Source organism: Providencia sp. PROV201 (genome assembly GCF_028479545.1).
Taxonomy (GTDB): Bacteria; Pseudomonadota; Gammaproteobacteria; order Enterobacterales; family Enterobacteriaceae; genus Providencia; species Providencia huaxiensis.
Genome location: NZ_JAMPNW010000052.1, coordinates 1 through 1,524 on the forward strand (window position 1 = coordinate 1; position 1,524 = coordinate 1,524).

The following is a 1,524-nucleotide window of genomic DNA, read 5'->3' on the forward strand; positions in this document are numbered from 1 at the left end:
TGGCTAATAACAAAGATGTTAGAGCCCGAGTCTAATAATATGCGAATTGGTACTCTTTTGTTTTTTGATATGAGGAAGGCCTTGCCTTCGGGGCATTTATACCGTTCTGGTTTTGGTATATCATGCTTTGTTCGTTTAGGGTCCCCATAGGGACCCTGTTCAGTTGTCTGTCATTTGCTCATAATGGTTGGAGGTAGTGATTGTTACCACGCCCGCGTGGTTTCGGCCAACTAGGCCTCCTCAGACAACCTGGATAATGTGCGTTCATACCCTCAATAACGATATTTAATCATACCGAACTCAGAAACCCATACTGAGTCGAGGATCGACCTTTTAACCCGGCCTTAGGAGTTGATTTCGATTCCGGTTGTGGGGGGTTCACAAGGCGCGAGCACGCTGTCGCCTATCTCCCTCATCCTAACAACCGACTACTCCAATGCCGTCGCCATTGGATGCCCCTTTCCGTACTTGTATCAGCCTCCCTAGCGAGCCGCCCCGTTTATGACTTATGCGTGTGGAGCCTTTGGACATCGGGTTGTCTTCCCTCGCATCGGGCCATTTTAAACTGGTACGTCTTTCTGGAACTCTTTCTGTTGGACCAATGATCTTGCTGAGCGCTTGAGTGCTGGCTTCAACTCATATCAGGCTGCGTCCAGCCAGCTTGGGCTCCTGTCTAGCCAGTTCGCTCATTTGCACTATCTGTTCAAAGGTCCAACCTTCTTTCCTCGTTTTCACATGCAACGCCTAAATTCAGCATCATGGGAGTGTGCATCCTGCTATACGTGGTAGCATAATCTAGTCGTTAACACTAGCCACAGCTCTTTGCATTCCCAACCTCCGTAACGGTTCGCTGTCATTCTTAGCTAAGCCGCCCTAAGAGAGCACATTTTTAGGCCGTAAGTGGTGTACTCGCAGAAAACACGTATTTCTCGTTAACTCCCGCGAGCCATCCTTTTAACGGATGCTTATACGTCGCCGTGCACCGAGGAACTATCCCTTTGCTTATTCCTCAGTTTCCCATATCCGAGGTGCTGGGTTTGCTCGGGCTTGGCCGACCTTTGCGTTTGACCGCGGTGGTCGGACTTCCACCCGTCTGGGCCTCGGGGTTGCGATCCTGCGCCCGGTCACTTGGTTGACCGCGGCGGCCTTCAGACATGTCTTCCAACTGTAGTTGGAAAGTCCACAACGTGTGCAACTCTTTTTCTCACGTCGTGTGTCTACCAATTTCTGTGGGATTCCTTCACGTGCAGCCGACCAATCGGTATGCACTCGTTTCGTGGGTCACAACCCGGTGGTGGCAGGCTTTAATTTGCCTGTTGAATCGCTTTGGTGGGGACCATGTTTTGGCTTTGCCTTTTGCTTGGCTAGACCGGTCCCCGTAATCGTTTTTTCGCTTAAGAGTAGTCGTCGCAGAGCTTCCTCCTTTCAATTTTTGTCGCTCGTTGTACTCTTCGTCGGCTTGTCCGACTAAGCGAAGTTGCGTTATCCACTCGTCATCATCATCCTCCCTTTGTAAAGACATCC

At 50.4% G+C, this 1,524-nt stretch carries 1 protein-coding gene; it reads right to left on the minus strand.

All coding sequences use genetic code 11. The features are described 5' to 3' along the window. Nucleotides 1–1,240: 1,240 nt before the first annotated feature. A partial coding sequence (locus tag PR809_RS20015) for a hypothetical protein (protein ID WP_272524691.1) occupies nt 1,241–1,524 on the minus strand: 284 nt, incomplete at its 5' end.